Raw genomic sequence first — 17,046 nt, 5'->3', positions numbered from 1 at the left:
AAGACTTTAACCGGTAGGATGAACGAACGACCAGGTCGGGCTCTCGACGCACCAATTCCCAACGCGCCGGAATAACGTTCTCAGTCCGGATTCGATTTTAGGAAGTCCACAATATCCTTGCGCGTCTTGATATCGGAAATACCCGTAAACGGCTTCATGCTGTTGTTAGGCACGACACTTTCGGGATTGGTAATGAACTTGTCGAGCGTCCCTTCATCCCAAGTGACGTTGGCTTCCTTCATGGCGGGCGAATAATTGAAGCCTTCGACGGCACCGGCCTTTCGCCCGACGACGCCATGAAGGCTCGGCCCCAGGCGGTTATCGTCTTTCTTCCACGAATGGCATGTCCGGCAGTTGTTGTTGAACACCGCGGCGCCTGACGTGCCCGTGGCGTCGTTTGCGATTTCGGAATCGGCCGCAAATGCCGCCGGAGCGAATGCAAAGGACAGCACGCCCAATCCGATAAGAAGAATACGCACGAGACCTCCTCCCATGGCGATTTTGAATTCGCCGGGTAAAATTTGCTTTTGCAGCGTTCTTGCGCTTTCAACGCAAAAAACCCCGGCAGTGTTCCCGCCGGGGCTTTCGCCAAATCAATGTTCGAATGTTTTGCGCGTGCTCGCGGTCAGTTGGCCTTCGGCGGGTCGGATGGATGCGTCGCGTCCTTTGCCTTGTCGAGAGCTTCGCGAGCCTCCTCCTTGGCCTTTTCGAGCACAGGCCCTGCCGCCTCCTTGGCGGATTCGTAGGCTTCCTTCGCGGCTTCCTTGGCCTTTTCGTAAGCGGGACCCGACTTGTCGCGGATCTCGTCGCTCTTGTCGGCGGCGCGCTGCAGCCAGCCGATCGGCGGATTGGCGCGCTTGTAAGCAGGAGCAGCGGTCAGCGTGTCCTTCGTCGCCGACGGCATCGTAACGTTGACCTTGCCGCCGGCAGATTCAATCCCGAGAGACGGCAGGCTGACGGCAACCTTCTTTTCGCCGACGCCAAGCAACCCGCCGACGCCGATGATCACGCCGACGATTTTGTTGTCGCTGTCGACGACGAGGTCTTCGATGTCGCCGATGATCTTGCCGTCCTTGTCGTGAACGTTCGCTCCGAGCAGACGGTCCCTGGCGAGATATTCCGTCGGCTTCTGTTCGGCGAAAAACGTATCGTCGGCAAGAGCCGGCATTGCGCCGGCGATCAGCGCGCCAAGCGCCAGAGCAACAATCTTAGCGGTCATTTCATGTGTCCTTTCGGGCTAGCGAGCGGGCTCGATCAGGCGCCACGCCGCCCGCGCTGGCGAGCGAATCTGTCGCCAACCTCGCGGGGCTCAGCCTGTAGATCCTGAGTGTGTCTGCAGCAAGTCGTCCACATGTTCCGATCCGGGCACCGGGCGCCCACGCAATGCTTTGTTTTAACAAGATTTTTTCAATAGCCGCGGGGCCGTGGCACGACGCCGCGCGAGTGGCTTTCGCAATTCAATTCTGCTAGAGTATAGCAACGTTTTTTGCACCGGCCGCCGGCGCATCCAGCCCGCCCGACTTTACCCCAGAAAGAGCTCACTTTGACCGACAGAAGCGACGACGACCAACCGGCTGGCCGCGAGCCGAGCGACATCCGTCCAATCCAGATTTCGGACGAGATGAAGCGCTCCTATCTCGACTATGCGATGAGCGTCATCATCTCCCGTGCGCTGCCCGACGTGCGCGACGGCCTGAAGCCTGTGCACCGCCGCATCCTCTTCGCGATGAACGAGCTTGGGCTCGACTGGAACAAAAAGTACGTCAAATCGGCGCGTATCGTCGGCGAGGTGATGGGCAAATACCATCCGCACGGCAACCTCGCGATCTACGACGCCCTCGTTCGCCTCGCGCAGGACTTCTCGGTCCGCGTTCCGCTCGTCGACGGCCAAGGCAACTTCGGCTCCATCGACGGCGATCCTCCGGCTGCAGAGCGCTACACCGAATCCCGCCTCGCCAAAGTCGCGACATACCTTCTCGACGATCTCGAGAACGATACGATCGATTTCAAGGATAACTACGACGGCCAGCTGAAAGAACCGTCGGTCCTGCCCGCCAAGTTTCCGAACCTGCTCGTCAACGGTGCGGGCGGCATCGCCGTCGGCATGGCGACGAACATTCCGCCGCACAATCTCGGCGAAGTCATCGACGCCTGCATCGCCGAACTCGAAAATCCCGAGATCACGATCGACGAGCTTGCCCAGATCATTCAGGGGCCGGACTTCCCGACGGCCGGCATCATCCTCGGCCGCGGCGGCATTCTCTCCGCCTATCACAAGGGCCGCGGCTCGATCATCATGCGCGCGCGCGTTGCGGTCGAGAACATTCGCAAGGATCGCGAGGCGCTCGTCGTCACGGAAATTCCCTATCAGGTCAACAAGCGGACGCTGATCGAGAAGATCGCCGACCTCGTGCGTGACAAGAAGATCGAGGGCATTTCCGACCTCTGGGACGAGAGTAACCGCGAAGGCATCCGCATCGTCATCGAATTGAAGCGCGATGCCGTCGCCGACGTCGTCCTGAACAATCTCTATAAGTACTCCGACCTCCAGACGACATTCGGCGCCAACATGCTGGCGATCAACGGCGGCCGCCCCGAAAGCCTCAACCTCAAGGACTTCGTCACGGCCTTCACCCACTTCCGCCAGGAAGTCGTGACACGGCGGATCAAGCACCTCCTCAACAAGGCACGCGATCGCGCCCACGTCCTCGTCGGCTTGGCGATCGCCGTCGCCAACATCGACGAAGTGATCAGGCTGATCCGCTACTCGGCGTCTCCTGCCGAGGCGAAAGAGCAATTGATGGCGCGCGACTGGCCGGCGAAGGACATGACTTCGCTGATCCTCCTCATCGCCGATCCGCGCCATACCGTTGGACCTGAGGGCACCTACCGCCTTTCGGAAGAGCAGGCGAAGGCGATCCTCGAATTGCGGCTCGCACGCCTCACCGCTCTCGGCCGCGATGAAATCGCCGATGAATTGAACAAGATCGCGATTGAGATCAGGGAATACCTGGAAATCCTCGCATCGCGCGCCCGCGTCGTCGAAATCGTCAAGGGCGAGCTGACATCGATCCGGGACGAATTCGCGACGCCGCGTAGAACCGAGATCATGGATTTCGAGGGCGACGTCGACGACGAAGACCTGATCCAGCGCGAAGATTGCGTCGTGACCGTCAGCCACAAGGGTTACATCAAGCGGGTGCCGCTGGCGGCCTATCGCGCACAGAGGCGCGGCGGCAAAGGCCGCTCCGGCATGTCGACGCGCGACGAGGATTTCGTCACCCAGCTTTTCGTAACGTCGACGCACACGCCCGTGCTGTTCTTCTCATCGCGCGGCATGTGCTACCGCATGAAGGTCTGGCGCCTGCCCCCGGCATCTCCGCAATCGCCCGGCAAGGCGCTCGTCAATCTCCTGCCGCTCGCAGAAGGCGAAGTGATCACGTCGATCCTGCCGCTGCCGGAGGATTCCACCACATGGGGCGAGCTGGAGCTGATCTTCGCGACGCTGTCGGGCAACGTCCGGCGCAACGCACTCGCAGACTTCGAAAGCATCAACCGCAACGGCAAGATTGCGATGAAGCTCGACGAGGGCGATCGCATCGTGCAGGTCGCCATCGCCAAGCCCGATCAGGACGTCCTGCTGACGAGCGCGGAAGGCAAGTGCATCCGCTTCCTCATCAGCGATGAAATCCGTCTCTTCAAGGGACGCGACTCGACCGGCGTGCGCGGTGTTCGGCTCGAAGAGGGCGACGAGCTGATTTCGATGGCGATCCTCGACCACTTCGATGCCTCAGCCGAAGAACGCGCCGCGTACCTGAAGCAGGCAAGCGCGCTGCGCCGCTCGGAGGAGGCTGAAGACGCCGAGACCGTGCCGGAAGCCGTCGCTGAGGCGGACGCGGAAGAAGTGAGCGCAGACGCCGTGACGTTGAGCCCCGAGCGTTTCGCCGCCATGCAAGCGGCCGAGCAGTTCGTGCTGACCGTTTCGACCAAGGGCTTCGGCAAGCGCTCGTCGTCCTTCGAGTTCCGCACGTCGGGACGCGGCGGCAAGGGCATAGTCGCGATGGTTGTCAACGACCGCAACGGCCGCCTGCTCGCATCCTTCCCGATCGGCGGAAACGATCAGATCATGCTCGTCACCGACGGCGGTCAGCTGATCCGCTGCCCCGTGCACGACATCCGCATCGCCGGACGCAACACCCAGGGTGTTCGCATCTTCAAGACGGACGCCGACGAAAAGGTCGTCTCCGTCGAGCGGATCCCAGAGGATGAGGCGGAAGAACGGGAAACCGTCAGCGAGTAAGAGCTGGCTTTCCCGCTTCGTGCAACTTGATGATCGACTCGCTGAGCGGGCATTTGGCAGCGAGCGCCGACCAGTCGCGAACCGATATGTGGAAGCGGCCTCGGCGCTCGATGATCTTCGTTGCGGAGAGCGCCGAGAATATGCGCGAAACCGTATCGGCGTTGAGCGAAAGATAATCGGCAATGTTATAGCGGGATAGCGGCAGCTCGAACGAGATCGACCGGCCGGACGGAATGCCGAGCCGGGTTCCGCTCTCCACGAGGAACGCCGCTACTTTCTCTTCCGAATTGAGCGCAGACATCGCCGCTGCGTGCATCTGCTGCCGTGCATTCTGAGCGTTGAGGCGCAGAAAGATCGTCTGCCAGAGCCGGTTGTCGCGTGTCGATTCTTCGGCAAACGCCGTCATCGTGATCTTCCAGACTTCGGCCGACCGATGCGACGTGAGCGCAAGCCCGGGCAGCGGCGCCTGAAGTTCGGGAACGACGACGTCGCCGGGATAGAGCAGCGCGGTGATGACGCGGACGCCGGAAACAACCGCGCATTCGATACCGACCACGCCTTTGGCGACGACATAGACGAAACCGCTGCCTAGCGCCGAAAGCGCGCAGCGGTTGCCAAGGCGCACGAACTGCGCGCGCCCTTGAAGCCTCATCAATGGCGTCAATTCCGCATCGGCCCGTACGCGCTCGCCAGCGCGTTCGCCGCTTCTCAAAGCGGAGTTGTAGGCCATCATGGACATGGTGCTCTCTCCGCCTAGGCGTTCGGCTTCTTGATTGGCGTTATCGACCGGACAAGCGGAGCGGCATTTGATGTGAATCAATAAATGCCGTGTCGCCCGTATCACAGACCTCGAGATCGCGGCATCGTTCTGATGCCGGTCAGAAGACGGCGTCTAAGAGTTCTGGGCTCGCTCCGGCGACGCACCGATAACCCCATAGAGACCGTTGAGTCGACAAATGTCTCGGCGGGACAGCAGGAACTCTGAGGGGAGCGACGGATGCGAAGAGTGGGACTAATTGTACTTCTGGCGCTTGGGCTATCGCTGAACGTGGCGAAGGCAAATGCCGGCGACTATAGCGGCGACACGCTTGTCCGCGTGCAAGGCACGCTCGTCGCGCCCGACTCGAGCGCGAAGGTGAATATCGATCCGGGTGCCGATGCCCACGTCAGCACCGAGTGGATCCCGACCCTGACGCTCACCCACTTCTTCACCAAGAACGTCGCCGCCGAGCTTTTTTGCTGCTTCGGGCGCTTCAACGCCAAGGGCGAAGGCGATCTCAAAGGTACAGACCTTGGCAGCTTCTGGGTCTTCCCGCCGATCCTGACACTCCAATATCACTTCGATCCGATCAGCGGCTTCAAGCCCTATGTCGGCGCTGGCGTTCAGTACATCCACTACTTCGACGGCGGCCGCAGTGATCTTGGCGGCGCCAAGATCAGTCTCGACGATTCCTGGGGTTTCGCCCTGCAAGGCGGCATCGACGTCGAAATCGGCCGGGGCTGGTACCTCAACGCCGACATCAAGAAAGTCTGGCTCGATACCGACGCGTCGTGGAAAGACACCGGCGTCAAAGCCGACGTCACCGTCGACCCGCTCATCGTATCCGTTGGTGTCGGCTACCGCTTCAACTTGGCAGACCTCCTCGGCTCTCGGGCAGCCCCTGCCCCGCTCAAATAACGCTCGCGCGCCGACCGCGCGATCGTTTGCCTTGAGGCCCGGAGAAATCCGGGCCTCCTTTTTGTGCGTGCGCGACGCATGCGTTTGAACGGCCTGGACGCTTCGGCCGCGTTTCAGCTAGGGATGAGATAGGGCACGAAAACGCGGAGACCGAGAGAGTGGAAGCGGGCGAATCGAAGGGGGTTATTTTCGTCGCGTTCGCTTGCAACCTCGGCATTGCCATCGCGAAATTCCTGGCGGCTGCCTGGACCCAGTCCTCGGCAATGCTCTCGGAGGCGATCCACTCCGTCGTCGATACCTCGAACCAGCTTCTCCTGCTTCTCGGCATCAACCGCGCAAAGCTGCCGCCGGATGCGCAGCATCCCTTCGGCCACGGCAAGGAAATCTACTTCTGGAGCTTCATCGTCGCGATGGTGCTTTTCTCCCTTGGCGCCGGATCGTCGGCGAAGCGGCATCCCGTCCCGTTCAAACCGGCATACGCGAAATCATCGAAACGGAAACGGGCTTCGGCAAACCGATCCGTAAGATCAACGAAATTCGGACGATGCACCTTGCACCCCAGGACATCCTGGTAACAGCGAGCGTCGATTTCGATGATTGGGTAAGCGCGAGGGCAGTCGAGGACGTGACGGCGCGACTGCAGACGGCGATCAAATCACGCTACCCGGATGTCCATAATCTCTACATCGAGGTGCAGTCGGAGCAGGCGTTCGCAGCGAGCAGAAACGCGTCTCCTATCCAAGTCGTTGGCAGCGCCGCCCACTAATACGCAGAACGCTGCGATTCCGCCAACGACTGTCCCTCTGTCCGAATTCTAAATCTTCGCATGTCGCGGCGGCGCCGCAGAGAATACGGCGCCGACTAAACACCCGCGCGGACGCCAATTCAAAACACACCCGCGTGACAAGCGGCTCATCTACGTCGTGCAAGGCCGCACGCGGTGACCGCCTCCCCGGAGGGGAGTCACCACGCGCGAATCAAAACTTCGGCCGGCTCGCGGAACCACTTCCGCACTTGGCGGCCGGCTCCCCGGAGGGGAGTCGCCAAGTGCAAACTTAGAAAGGAATCTCGTCGTCGATTGCCTTGTCGAAGCCGCCCTTCGGAGCACCGGTCTTGGCGACGCGACGCGTCTCGCCACCGCCGCCCGAACCGAAGCCACCGTCCATGCCGTAATCCGGGCCGCTCTCCTGCATCCCGACCGATGCGCCACGACCGCCACCGGCGCCATCAAGCATCGTCAGCGCGCCGTTGAAGCCCTGAATGACGACCTCGGTCGAATACTTCTCGGCGCCGCTCTGATCCGTCCACTTGCGCGTCTGAAGCGCGCCCTCGATGTAGAGCTTCGCGCCCTTCTTGACGTACTGCTCGATGACCTTGCAAAGCGGCTCACTGAACACGACGACGCGATGCCATTCGGTCTTTTCCTTGCGTTCACCGGTTGCCTTGTCGCGCCACGTATCGCTCGTCGCGATGCTCAAGTTGGCGATCGGGCGGCCGTCTTGTGTGCGGCGGATTTCAGGGTCCTTGCCGACATTGCCAACCAGAATGACCTTATTGACCGACCCTGCCATTCGTTCGTCTCCTTAAATGAAATGCGACGACCGCCAGACCGCATATTGCGTTGGCCGCCAGACCGCAGCGCCGACGGAGTTCCTACACGCCGGCACCAATTGAGTTGCATCGACACGCCGCTTTCCAAAGCGGAATCTCCCGGCGGACAATAAAGGCTCGTCGACCGGCGTTCTTCCAATCATTTGCCTTTTCCACCGGCCTTAGCGTCTGAACTTCCGGCGCGCGGCAAACAGTGGTGCGTTCTCCAAATGTTCTATATAGGGAACCGCCCCATCCGCGCAAGTGGGGTCGTGCAGGGCCTGACAGTGACACTGCGAATCCTCACCCCCTGCCCCAGCCGCCAAATTGTGTTGCGGTGCCAGGAATGTCTTCTTGACTGGCATGCAGCATCGTCTAGGCCCTTGTAGATAATAGCGCGAGCCCGCGCCCTCGGAGCACCACGCCGCAAATGGCTCACTACAATTGCCTCAACTGTCCGGGATATTGCTGTTCGTATCCGGTTATCGCGTTGAACAAGCGCGACGTCGAACGCCTCGCCAAACATTTCACGCTGAAATACGAAACGGCGAAGCGGCGCTTCACGCGCGAAGGCCACGGCCACAAATACCTGATGCGCCGGAAGGGCGATAAAATCTACGGCCGCATCTGCCAGTTCTTCGACACCAAGGAACGCCGCTGCACGATCTATAAGGCGCGACCGGCCGCCTGCCGCGATTATCCGGGCCACGGCCGCTGCGGATATTATGATTTCCTGATGCACGAGCGCCGCTGCCAGAACGACCCGACGTTCGCCGCGATCACCAATCATAAAGACTAATTTGTTTGCGCGTGGCGACACGCGTTCCGCGCGCCGGCCGCCACGCGCGGAGTTGCTTGCGGCCGGCTCCGCGAGTCGCAAGCGCCAACAAATAAAAATAAAACCCCGCCGGATCCTCGGATCGCGCGCGGGGTTCTAACCTTCGATGGATGGCCCAGATTATAACCGGACCTTGATTGAGGATGCGGTTTCCGTCAGGTAGCCGCCCTCATGAATAATCCAAATTGTTGTGGAAACAGCCCAGCCAAGCGCGGCCAAGTTCTCGAGAGCGCTCACCTTTGCTGCTGACCTCGCGAACGTCCTCGAGGTCTCGTCTGATAACCCGGTGGAGTCATCTCCTCTCCTCGCAAGATTGCGCCGTCACGCCTGCTACCTACCGCATCAGTTTGGGGCCCTTACGCGCTCACAAACTGACACGGCTCGCTTTCCAAACCGCAGCTCATCGGCCCATCGGCCGAGACGCATTTACCGGAACGGTCGGCGAAAGCAGCACCGTCACAATATGAAATGTGTGCCTCAAAACTCTTGTCGTCAACCCGTCACGAAGCGGAAATCGATCACAATATCGCCCCCGCATATTTCCTCTGATATGTAGCCCGTACTCGCCTCAGGACTGAAATCCCCAACGAAAGACGACAACGATGACAGCAAAGAAAAGCGGCGGTTGCCTCTGTAAAAGCGTGCGTTTTGAAGTCAACGGCACGCTCAATCCCATTGTGGCTTGTCACTGCTCGCAATGCGCCAAAACGAGCGGTAACTTTGCGACGATGACGAGCACCGCCGCCGGCAACGTCGAGATTCTGTCAGGCGAAGCGCTGCGTTGGTTTCAATCGTCCGAGACGGGGAACAGGGGCTTCTGCTCGCGCTGCGGCAGCAATCTGTTTTGGAAACAGACAGATGCGCCCGACATCTACATCACCGCTGGATCACTCGACAAACCGACGGAACTCAAGATCAGCGGACACATCTTCGTCGCGTCGAAATCCGACTACTACGACATCACCGACGGCTTGCCGCAAAAAGACGAATGGTGATGATCGGCCGGCGAGGGCGCGTCACGCGGCGGCAGACTCCACGAAGCGGAGTCGCCGGCGCCAACAAAAAATTTCCTACTTGATCGGACACGCCTTATCGCAAGGCACAGCCTCGCTCTTTTCGACGGACCCGCGGAAAATGGAGACCGTTTCCTTCACGCATTGCCCGCCCGACTGAACGACGCGAACGATGTTGTCGCCGGACTTGCCCTGGCAAAGAACGGCGGCATCCTGCGCGACGACGATCGGCTGATCTCTCGGCGGCTGTCCCTCATCGGCGAAGGCGCGCGATATCAGAAGATCGACGAGGCTTCCCGATCTCGAGGCCGGCTTCGGCAACTGCTCGAACGCGATCCACTCGTAGTTCACCTGGCCGTCAGGGCTCCTCACCCGGATCGAGATATCGCCGGTCTTCGAACATGAGCCGACATCCACCCGCCCATTGCCTTGCGTCGACAGCGTGCGGTAGTCGATCTTGCAGTCGAAATTCTTCTCAAGCAGCTTGGCCTGCGCCAGCCGGTGATCGACCTGATTGAACGGCACGTCGTTCTTCCACGAGAAATAGAGATTGCGCGCCGTCGGAACAGCAGCTGCAACGGAAACCGCAAGCACCAGCAGCTTGACGACCGAAACGGTCCGGTTCGCGGGATGCGCGGGGTGCGCAAAATTCAGCAGAGATGGAGCTTCGCTCATTGATATGCCCTCCCGATAGCGACGCGCACTTGGTTTCGGCGAGCCTTACAATGGCGTCAAGGCTGAATGCTGACGGCTTGCTGACAGACCCGTGAACGGATGCCCGGGAGGAAACATTCTCGCCGGGCAGGACTGAGCCGCGCTTTCGGGCCGCCGGGGGGTTGCAGCCCCCACCGGCAGCCGGCTCCAAAAGCGAGGTAAAGCCTTGAAATCCCGACGCCCGCGCATCATCTGTCAGCGCTTGCTCGGGTCGCATTGCCGCCCCAGCCCCCCTCGGGTAGACGTTACCTCATGAAATCACCTGCGAAAAAGCTGCCCGCCCGCGCCGGGTCCGAATTGATGAAAACCATCCACGTGCGCGGCGCACGTGAACACAATTTGAAAAACGTCGATCTCGAAATCCCGCGTGACGCGCTCGTCGTCTTTACGGGGCTGTCGGGCTCGGGAAAATCGTCTCTGGCGTTCGATACGATCTACGCCGAGGGTCAGCGCCGCTACGTCGAGAGCTTGTCGGCCTATGCCCGCCAGTTCCTCGAGATGATGCAGAAGCCGGACGTCGATCACATCGACGGCCTGTCGCCCGCCATCTCGATCGAGCAGAAGACGACCTCGAAAAATCCGCGCTCGACCGTCGGCACGGTCACCGAGATCTACGACTATCTGCGTCTCCTCTTCGCGCGCGTCGGCGTTCCGTATTCGCCAGCGACCGGGCTCCCCATCGAGAGCCAGACCGTCGCGCAAATGGTCGACCGCGTGCTGGCGCTGCCTGAGGGTACCCGCCTTCTCATCCTCGCGCCGGTCGTGCGCGGCCGCAAAGGCGAATACAAGAAGGAAATCGCCGAGTGGCAGAAGAAGGGCTACCAGCGCGTCAAAATCAACGGCACCGTCTACGACATCGGTGACGCCCCGAAGCTCGACAAGAAATACAAGCACGACATCGACGTCGTCGTCGATCGCATCGTCGTCAAGAAAGACCTCGGCACACGCCTCGCAGATAGCTTCGAGCAATCCCTGAAGCTCGCCGACGGCCTGGCTATCGCGGAATACGTCGATAAGCCCCTGTCGAAAGCCGAAACCGAAGGCGCGAACAAGTCGAAGAACGATACGCACGAGCGCATCATCTTCTCGTCGCGCTTCGCCTGCCCCGTCTCGGGCTTCACGATCGACGAGATCGAACCCCGGCTCTTTTCGTTCAACGCCCCCGCAGGCGCCTGCCCGGTCTGCGACGGTCTCGGCTCCGAACTCCGCTTCGAACCCGACCTCGTCGTGCCGGACGGATCGCTCTCACTTGAAAAGGGCGCGATCTATCCGTGGGCGAAAACCGGCGTCTCGTCTCCCTACTACGAGCAGACGCTCGAGAGCTTGGCAAAGCACTACAAGATTTCGATGAAGACGCCGTGGGAGCGGCTGCCGAAGCACGTGCAGCTGGCGATCCTTTTCGGCTCGGGCGACGAGGACGTCGTCTTCACCTACTGGGACGGCACGCGCAATTATTCGACCGAGAAACCGTTTGAAGGCGTCATCGGCAACATCGCGCGCCGCTTCAAGGAAACCGATAGCGACTGGGTCCGCGAAGAGCTGTCGCGCTATCAGGCTGCGCACCCATGCGAAGGCTGCGGCGGCTACCGCTTGAAGCCCCAGGCGCTCGCGGTGAAAGTCGGCGGCAAGCACATTGGCGAGGTCTGCGATCTCTCGATCAAGGCCGCCAACGACTGGTTCGTCGAAATCCCGAAAACCTTCACCAAGCAGCAGTCCGAGATCGCGACGCGCATCCTGAAGGAAATCCGCGACCGCCTGAAATTCCTGAACGACGTCGGCCTGACATACCTCACGATGTCGCGCGCATCCGGCACGCTGTCCGGCGGCGAAAGCCAGCGCATCCGCCTCGCATCACAAATCGGCTCCGGCCTGACGGGCGTGCTCTACGTCCTCGACGAGCCCTCGATCGGCCTTCACCAGCGAGACAACGACCGCCTTCTCGATACGCTCAAGCACCTGCGAGACATCGGCAACACGGTCATCGTCGTCGAGCACGACGAGGACGCGATCATGCACGCCGACCACGTCGTCGACGTCGGACCGGGAGCCGGCATCCACGGCGGCCGCGTCGTCGCCCAAGGCACGCCGCAGGACATCATGGACAATCCGGCGAGCCTCACCGGCGAATACCTGTCGGGCGTCCGCTACGTGCCGATCCCGAAGAAGCGCCGCGCCCCCGACAAATCGAAAATGCTCACCGTCACCGGCGCGCGCGAGAACAACCTGAAGAACGTCTCGGCCTCGATCCCCGTCGGCCTCTTCACCTGCATCACCGGCGTCTCGGGCGGCGGAAAATCGACGCTGCTGATCGACACGCTCTTCAAGGCCGTCGCGAGGAAGCTCAACAACGCCAAGGAGCACCCGGGCGAGCACGACAAGATCACCGGCATCGAGCACTTCGACAAGATCATCGACATCGACCAGTCCCCGATCGGACGCACGCCGCGCTCGAACCCCGCGACCTACACGGGCGCGTTCACGCCGATCCGCGAATGGTTCGCGGGCCTCCCGGAAGCGAAAACGCGCGGCTACGAGCCGGGCCGCTTCTCGTTCAACGTCAAGGGCGGACGCTGCGAAGTCTGCCAGGGCGACGGCGTCATCAAGATCGAGATGCACTTCCTGCCCGACGTCTACGTCACCTGCGAGGAATGCAAGGGCAAGCGCTACAATCGCGAGACGCTCGCCGTCACCTTCAAGGAGAAGTCCATCGCCGACGTGCTCGACATGACCGTCGAGGAAGGCGCAGAGTTCTTCAAGGCCGTGCCGTCGATACGCGACAAGCTCGAAACGCTCGCGCGCGTCGGCCTCGGCTACATCCACATCGGCCAGCAGGCGACGACGCTATCGGGCGGCGAAGCGCAGCGCATCAAGCTGTCGAAGGAATTGAGCCGTCGCGCGACAGGACGCACGCTCTACATCCTCGACGAGCCGACGACCGGCCTCCACTTCCACGACGTCGCGAAACTCTTGGAGGTGCTGCACGAGCTTGCCGACGCGGGCAACACCGTCGTCGTCATCGAGCACAACCTCGAAGTCATCAAGACGGCCGACTGGGTCATCGACCTCGGCCCCGAAGGCGGCGACGGCGGCGGCACTATTGTAGCTGCAGGCACCCCCGAGGACGTCGCCAAGACCAAGGAAAGCTACACGGGGCAGTACCTGAAGCCGGTGCTGGCACGGAAGCCGAAACCGACGACGAAGAAGCAGGCGGCGGAGTAACACTCATCCCCTCTCCCCGCCCGCGGGGAGAGGGTCAGGGTGAGGGGCAGCTCCCAGATTCCCCTCCCCCTTGCGGGGAGGGGTTAGGGGTGGGGGTCCGTTATGATGACGAATAGGTCCGCACGACCGTCTGCAGGATGCCCTGGATTTCCACGGCATCAGATGCGTAGATCTGAGACCGATGCTCCTTGTTGTGAGAAATAAGTTCGATCCGGCGCCCGCCGTCTATTCGTTTGAACTCTTTTAGCGTGGCCTCATTGTTGACTAGCGCAACCACGATCTGACCATTCTTGGCGGTCTGTGACGGCTTCACGATGACGAGATCACCATCAAGGATACCGCACTCAATCATCGAATCACCTTCGACCCTAAGAGTGAAGCAGTCTGGCTGTAGAACCAGCGCACCAACGTCAATCGACTCAGCGTCTTCGATAGCTTCGATGGGCCTTCCAGCTGCAATCTTGCCCCTGAAGGGCAACTCGTTTGGCGCCAGTCTCGTCCGCCAACCCTTGCCGGCCTTATTCAGGAAGCCCTTGTCTTCAATAGATGAAACATAGCGATGGACCGTGCCGACTGAATTCACACCGCACCCTTCGCCTATTTCAGAAAGCGTCGGAGCCCGGCCCTCGTTCTCGCGCAGATACTCACCGATAAAGTTCAGTATCCGCCGCTCCAGCTCTGTGAGCACTTGACTTTCTCCAAAATTTCTCCTTAAGTCGCGTGGAGAAATTTTGGAGAATTTCATCGACCCAGTCAAGTGCATAGGAGATTCGCAATGGCTAAGACCAAGACGCCCGGCAGCAATGTCGGTAGCAATGGCGGCATCTATCAAGAGGTTGGGCCACGGGGCGGCTCCAAACCCAACTATGCGACGGTGCCGGACAATCACAAACTTCCTCCCACGACACAGCCCGGCAGCACGTGGAAACCTGTGCACATTACACCGACCGGCGACCGCTAGAGGAGCCAACGCGTGACGAGGCGTCTCGTCGTGCTGAAGCGAGAAGGTTATCGATGAGTGTCTCGGACTGGTTCATCGCATTCAACCGCAATCTAATTGTCTCTAATGCCGGGGATATCTCATATCGCTATCGTCGCATCACCAGACAGTTAAATACCGATTTTTGGGATACCGAAAGCGAATCTTCACACAGTCTCTATGTCGGCTCCTACGGTCGCGATTCCGCGATCGACGGCATCAGCGATATCGACATGGCATTTTGGCTACCGTACTCGATATATAAGCGCTACAATGAATATTCGGGGAATGGTCAATCTGCCCTGCTTCAGTCCGTCAAAACTTCTATCCAGAAAACCTATCCGAGCACTGCACTCGGCGCAGACGGTCAAGTCTTGGTCGTCTCATTCTCTGATGGAATGAAATTTGAGGTTCTGCCGTGTTTTGAGAACAATGACGACAGCTTCACCTATCCTGATTCGAATGATGGAGGGCGATGGCGAACCACAAACCCTCGCGCCGAGATTAAGGCGATGAAGCTGCGCCATGAAGCGGTGAATAATAACCTTCGGCCGCTTTGTCGGATGATGCGCAGCTGGAAGTACAAGTGGGATGTGCCGATCAGCGGTGTTCTGATCGATACTCTGGCATACCAGTTCCTGGAAACCTACGAGTACAGAGATAAGTCCTACATGTACTATGATTGGATATGTCGCGATTTCTTCGATCACATGGCAATCCAGCCTTCTGACAAGTCATACTGGCTCGCGCCGGGAAGCGGCAGATATGTTTGGCGAAGTGGTACGTTCGAACACAAAGCTAGACGTTGCTGCAATCTTGCGAAGGATGCCATCGCCTATGAATCAAAACAGCAACACTACTCCGCAAAGTCAACCTGGCGCGAAATCTTCGGGTCCGCGTTCCCCAGTTGATATCGAGCCGCTAGTTGATCAGCTTCGCGAGCTTTACGGACGAACTGCGTACTCTCACAAAACGCACATCATCCAAGCCGGAATGGAAATTAAGCGTCAGCAAAACATCAAAACGGCGGAGATCGTTCTATCTGCGGTAACAACAACCGGCCTTATCACTTCGGTGCTTGGCACTGGTCAGTGGGGTATCATTGTTGGGACAATAGCGTCGACACTTTTGCTTGGCGTTATTTTCTACACGAAAGATTTTGACCTCGGCACAATTGCCGAACAACACAAACGAACCGCCGACGAACTGTGGAATGTGCGCGAGCAATATTTGAGTCTCCTGACCGACATAAAAGCTGGCGTCATAGCCCCTGAGCTAATTGTGAAAAAAAGGGATTCTCTCCACCAATCTTTGGATACAATCTATTCTACCGCGAGAGTTACATCAGGCGAAGCCTATACTGCCGCCCAAAAAGCCCTCAAACTCAACGAAGACTTGACCTTTTCTGACGCCGAAATTGATCTCATGTTACCAAGCAAGCTTCGCAAGCCTACCGCCCAAGATCATTCAACCGCACCGGAACCTAGAATCTCGGCACCGTAATTTACGCCCATTTTGAGCAACTCAGCTCCCACTACTCGCAATCGAGCAAACTCTCCCCCAAAAAAACCTATCCCCGCCCCCATCACCTCCCACATAATCCCCTCACCCATCCGGCAAGGGCATCGCGCGAGAAGTCTCGATGGCGCTTCAGATGCCCACGCGCATCCGCGCTGCGGCGCTCGTGTTGGGGAGTAGCCTCACCCGCGAGCCCTCACGTGTCTGCTTCTGACCCAAATCGGACACGCATCGATGGCCATGCGGTGCGCGGTGCGCCTCATAAATCGCACTGCGGAAAATATCTGTGCCGGCAACGGTCCTTTACTTGGCAACCGCCGAGCACTGGACTAGCGTTCGAGTAGATTTGTCCGCACGGGGGGTTGCAATGCAGGTTTTCAAGTTAGGCTTCGTGGCCGCGGTCATGGTGGGCGCACTTTCCGCGACGGCTCAGGCAGCCGAATGTACGAGGGTCGGAGCCATCGGCGATAACGTCACCCACGATTTGGCAGTTCTGTTCTCCACAAACGCACTTAAGAATACGATCGCCGGGCGAGGACTTATAGGGAAGGGGCCCGTGAAAACCACCTGCACCGGTTCGGGGATGATTGAGTGTCACTCCTCGCAGATGGCCTGCAAGGGCGGGACGCCCGCAACCTGCTTAGGCGCCTGGCTTTGCTTCTGAACGCGGAGCTAGACGTGGACTCGTGATGCTTTGGGCTACTTTTGGCCCGAAGCACTTACCCCCGCGCTCTCGATTTGCACCCAGCGCCTTCTACGTTCCCCCCAAAAAACTTATCCTCGCTCCCTCCGCACACCCCATAATCACCTCACCCATCCGGCAAGGGCATCGCACGAGGCGTCGCGCGGCGTTCGGATGGGGCAGCCTCACCCGCTCGCGTCACGCGCGCGATGCGGTCAAGGCGGAAAGCAGATCCGCACGGCATGAGAGAAACCGTGTGCGGAATATCCCGCTTCCTTAAGTGACCTGCCGGAACCCTGATCTTTGGCTGTCACGGAGCGGACCGGTTCCGAGACTGAAATTGCGAAGACCCAACGCCGCGGAACCCGTCCGCTTCGTGCTTTTTTGCTGGTGCTGACGACTCCGCTCCGCGGAGCCGGCCGCCAGCACATGCCTGTTGCATCGTTCTTCGTTCCCCTCCGGGGAGCCAGCCGCCGTGTGCGTATGCGCGTGCGGCCGGCTGCCCAAAGGCTGTC

The 17,046-nt window shown here is 59.8% G+C and carries 16 protein-coding genes; 10 read left to right on the top strand and 6 right to left on the bottom strand.

The genetic code is table 11. The features are described 5' to 3' along the window. Window positions 1-80 precede the first annotated feature (80 nt). On the bottom strand, window positions 81-479 hold the full coding sequence (locus K2Q04_RS04765) for a c-type cytochrome (RefSeq protein WP_291160005.1): 399 nt from the start codon (window positions 477-479) through the stop codon (window positions 81-83). 146 nt (window positions 480-625) lie between these two features. After that, window positions 626-1,219 carry a PRC-barrel domain-containing protein gene (locus tag K2Q04_RS04760; RefSeq protein WP_291160002.1) on the bottom strand — a complete coding sequence of 198 codons (594 nt, stop codon included), beginning with the start codon at window positions 1,217-1,219 and terminating at the stop codon, window positions 626-628. Window positions 1,220-1,543: 324 nt separating this feature from the next. Between K2Q04_RS04760 and gyrA the strand changes: the two genes are divergently transcribed. After that, window positions 1,544-4,300: a DNA gyrase subunit A gene (gene gyrA / locus K2Q04_RS04755; protein WP_291159999.1), complete on the top strand. Its 2,757-nt coding sequence runs from the start codon at window positions 1,544-1,546 to the stop codon at window positions 4,298-4,300. Here the strand turns inward: gyrA and K2Q04_RS04750 are convergent. After that, window positions 4,290-5,039: a Crp/Fnr family transcriptional regulator gene (locus K2Q04_RS04750; RefSeq protein ID WP_291159996.1), complete on the bottom strand. Its 750-nt coding sequence runs from the start codon at window positions 5,037-5,039 to the stop codon at window positions 4,290-4,292. The genes gyrA and K2Q04_RS04750 overlap by 11 nt on opposite strands. Before the next feature lie 258 nt (window positions 5,040-5,297). Between K2Q04_RS04750 and K2Q04_RS04745 the strand changes: the two genes are divergently transcribed. The 3 genes from K2Q04_RS04745 to K2Q04_RS04735 all read left to right on the top strand — a co-directional run bounded on the left by K2Q04_RS04745 (window position 5,298) and on the right by K2Q04_RS04735 (window position 6,744). Next, a complete protein-coding gene (locus K2Q04_RS04745; RefSeq protein WP_291159993.1) occupies window positions 5,298-5,978 on the top strand; it encodes an OmpW family outer membrane protein in 681 nt (226 codons plus the stop codon). A gap of 158 nt (window positions 5,979-6,136) precedes the next feature. Next, window positions 6,137-6,553, top strand: coding sequence for a cation transporter (locus K2Q04_RS04740; RefSeq protein ID WP_291159990.1), 417 nt, complete (start codon window positions 6,137-6,139; stop codon window positions 6,551-6,553). Continuing rightward, window positions 6,523-6,744, top strand: coding sequence for a hypothetical protein (locus K2Q04_RS04735; protein ID WP_291159988.1), 222 nt, complete (start codon window positions 6,523-6,525; stop codon window positions 6,742-6,744). The genes K2Q04_RS04740 and K2Q04_RS04735 overlap by 31 nt, the downstream gene beginning before the upstream one ends. A gap of 289 nt (window positions 6,745-7,033) precedes the next feature. Here the strand turns inward: K2Q04_RS04735 and K2Q04_RS04730 are convergent, their stop codons facing one another. Continuing rightward, window positions 7,034-7,549: a single-stranded DNA-binding protein gene (locus K2Q04_RS04730; protein ID WP_291159986.1), complete on the bottom strand. Its 516-nt coding sequence runs from the start codon at window positions 7,547-7,549 to the stop codon at window positions 7,034-7,036. A 449-nt stretch (window positions 7,550-7,998) separates the two neighbouring features. On the opposite strand from K2Q04_RS04730, the gene K2Q04_RS04725 reads away from it, so the two are divergent. Further along, on the top strand, window positions 7,999-8,367 hold the full coding sequence (locus K2Q04_RS04725) for a YkgJ family cysteine cluster protein (protein ID WP_092865282.1): 369 nt from the start codon (window positions 7,999-8,001) through the stop codon (window positions 8,365-8,367). Window positions 8,368-9,008: 641 nt separating this feature from the next. Beyond that, complete coding sequence (locus K2Q04_RS04720; protein ID WP_291159981.1) at window positions 9,009-9,401, top strand: GFA family protein; 393 nt, start codon at window positions 9,009-9,011, stop codon at window positions 9,399-9,401. Window positions 9,402-9,476: 75 nt separating this feature from the next. Here K2Q04_RS04720 and K2Q04_RS04715 read toward each other — a convergent pair whose 3' ends face one another. Beyond that, entirely contained in the window at window positions 9,477-10,094 is a 618-nt protein-coding gene (locus K2Q04_RS04715) for a hypothetical protein (RefSeq protein WP_291159979.1), read from the bottom strand. 339 nt (window positions 10,095-10,433) lie between these two features. Here K2Q04_RS04715 and uvrA point away from each other — a divergent pair, with 339 nt between their 5' ends. Then, a complete protein-coding gene (uvrA, locus tag K2Q04_RS04710; protein ID WP_291160159.1) occupies window positions 10,434-13,352 on the top strand; it encodes an excinuclease ABC subunit UvrA in 2,919 nt (972 codons plus the stop codon). Between the two features lie 100 nt (window positions 13,353-13,452). Here the strand turns inward: uvrA and lexA are convergent, their stop codons facing one another. Then, complete coding sequence (gene lexA / locus K2Q04_RS04705) at window positions 13,453-14,040, bottom strand: transcriptional repressor LexA (RefSeq protein ID WP_291159976.1); 588 nt, start codon at window positions 14,038-14,040, stop codon at window positions 13,453-13,455. 87 nt (window positions 14,041-14,127) lie between these two features. Between lexA and K2Q04_RS04700 the strand changes: the two genes are divergently transcribed. Genes K2Q04_RS04700 through K2Q04_RS04690 form a run of 3 tightly spaced genes read left to right on the top strand, consistent with a single transcriptional unit; the run spans window position 14,128 to window position 15,834 of the window. Beyond that, entirely contained in the window at window positions 14,128-14,313 is a 186-nt protein-coding gene (locus tag K2Q04_RS04700; RefSeq protein WP_291159973.1) for a hypothetical protein, read from the top strand. Between the two features lie 53 nt (window positions 14,314-14,366). Then, window positions 14,367-15,242, top strand: coding sequence for a nucleotidyltransferase (locus K2Q04_RS04695; RefSeq protein ID WP_291159970.1), 876 nt, complete (start codon window positions 14,367-14,369; stop codon window positions 15,240-15,242). Then, on the top strand, window positions 15,169-15,834 hold the full coding sequence (locus tag K2Q04_RS04690; protein ID WP_291159968.1) for an SLATT domain-containing protein: 666 nt from the start codon (window positions 15,169-15,171) through the stop codon (window positions 15,832-15,834). The genes K2Q04_RS04695 and K2Q04_RS04690 overlap by 74 nt, the downstream gene beginning before the upstream one ends. Window positions 15,835-17,046: the final 1,212 nt, after the last annotated feature.

Origin of the sequence: Hyphomicrobium sp. (assembly GCF_019753045.1) — a bacterium.
Taxonomy (GTDB): domain Bacteria; phylum Pseudomonadota; class Alphaproteobacteria; order Rhizobiales; family Hyphomicrobiaceae; genus Hyphomicrobium_B.
Note: the sequence above shows the minus strand (reverse complement) of the source record. Positions and strands in the feature narration are given on the sequence as shown.